A 1996-nucleotide genomic window follows, 5' to 3' on the forward strand; every position below is an offset into this window, starting at 1 on the left:
CTCTCAACCTGTAGTCGGCTGGGCCCAGCCAGCAAATCTCCAGCGCTGTCGGAGTTCACCCCATCCCATGACTCTGACCAACTCCGGCCAGGCCGATTCGCCCTCGATTCTTGGCCACCGGCCCGCTGTGACACATGCCATCGCAGTAGCGGATTCCGTACTGGGCAATCGTTCAGTTACAGTCCGTGCGTGAGGCGCTATCGCTGGCTGTGGAAGTCGTGTGCCGTCGCGAGCGCAGTTGCGTTCCCGATGAGTGTTTTAGTCGGAGTCGCGTACGACAGTGTGGTTCTCGGCGCGATGGCCGCCGTCCTGCTTGGTGATGCGGTAATACTCGGAATTATCGCTATTCGCGGCGGCGTGCATCCGACCCTCGGCGAGGACTCCCGCCAACAGTGCTCGTGCGGTCCTGGATCGTGAAGACAATCGGCGTGTGACGCAGCAGACAGCCGAGAGTTGAACGTAATCGGCAGTGACGTCATTTCGTCGCAGATAGGCTGACCTCGCACCGATTCCGAGCCTCACCGCTTGGGTCGGTGTCGAGGCCCCGTTCTACGTCTGCCGACCTGGCGGGGTTTCGCCTGCCGCGGCCTTGGGCGACTGGCGGCAGTGAGACCCCACCAACAGCGCGTCACGGCTCAGCGGGTGGGGTCTCTTTGCGATCAGCCGTTGATTGGTTCGGAGATCGCGACCGGACCGGGGCAACCGGGGGTGGCGCATTCGTATAGGTCAGTCTCGATCAGTGGCCCGCCGAGCCCGGCGTAGATGTAGTGCCGGAACGCGGCCGTGCCGCACGTCACACAGTCCTGATCGATTTGAATCCACTCGCCTCCCACGATCGGATCCTAGGCGGACAAGACGCGGTGTCGCCGGTGAGGTCGAATCGCGACGGGCATCGTTCCGCCGGACGTGCGGGCAGACAGTTGCGAACTCCGTCCTGCGACTCTCTACGTAGTTGCGTGATCGGGGCACCGCAAGGCGGGATCGGTGTCCCAGCCGGCGTCGGTCAGCCACTGAAGGATCGACTCAGGGAGTCCCGTTGCCGTGGGTTCGGCGAGGCGGCCGGTGAGAATGGGGCCATCACCACAGACCGTGCAGGCGACGTCGAATGCGGGCTGGTCGGGTTCGCAATGCCGGCAATGGTGCCTGAGGGTGAGCTGCCCCGGCTGGTCCGGATCCAGATGAAGCCAATCCACGGCGAGGTCAGCACGCTGATGCGCGGCCTCGGCCCGGGTGGTGGGCTCGTGCCCGCACGTCGGGCAGATACGAGAGGATCGGGCAGGTGGCGCGGGGTCGGGCGGCGCTGTGTGCGGAGACCGGCGAGCCTTCTTGTCCAGATGCCCATACACCGTGGTGCGGGGCACTTTCAGTATGTCGGCGATCTGGGCGACGGTGTGTTCCCCTGCGTCGTACAGGCGTTGAGCGAGTTCGATCTGGTCCGAGCTGAGCTTCGAGGGCCGGCCACCCTTACGGCCGCGGGCCCGGGCCGCGGCCAGTCCGTCGCGGGTATTGGCCACGATCAGCTCGCGCTGGAACTCGGCCAGGACCGACAACATCCCGAACATCGCCCGTCCTTCGGCGGTGGCGGTGTCGATGCCCTGCTCGAGCACCTTCAGTCCGATGCCACGCTCGCGCAGGTCGGCGCCGAGAGTGATCAGGTGCAGCATCGACCGACCGAGCCGGTCCAGCCGGGTGATCACCAGGACGTCGCCCCCGCGGAGCCGCGCCAGCACCAGATCCATTTGGGGGCGTGACGCTTTCGCCCCGCCCGCGTGGTCGACGTGGATGTTCTCGGCGGAGACGCCGGCGCGGCGCAGCGCATCGACCTGATGGTCGGGGTTCTGGTCTGCGCTGGACACGCGCGCGTAGCCGATCAGCATGTGTCGACAATACCTCGGCGGAGGTTTTTCGACATAGTTTCTCGACACGAGTTTTCGACGCTTCCGACATACCGAATCCGCCGGTCAGAGGTGGTGTCGAAAAACGATCTGTTTTCGGC

General features: G+C 65.2%; 1 protein-coding gene. It reads right to left on the minus strand.

The window, feature by feature from the left end; genetic code table 11:
• Nucleotides 1-944: 944 nt before the first annotated feature.
• Nucleotides 945-1877, minus strand: a complete 933-nt coding sequence (locus ACFWJO_RS38245) for a recombinase family protein (RefSeq protein ID WP_378493845.1) — start codon at nt 1875-1877, stop codon at nt 945-947.
• Nucleotides 1878-1996: the final 119 nt, after the last annotated feature.

It is taken from the genome of Streptomyces sp. NPDC127092 (genome assembly GCF_042722475.1).
In the GTDB taxonomy this organism is placed as follows: domain Bacteria; phylum Actinomycetota; class Actinomycetes; order Streptomycetales; family Streptomycetaceae; genus Streptomyces.

Bases quoted from the DNA above. Each gene is read 5' to 3' on its own strand.
- ACFWJO_RS38245 (WP_378493845.1), bottom strand. From the start codon at position 1,877: ATGCTGATCGGCTACGCGCGCGTGTCCAGCGCAGACCAGAACCCCGAC.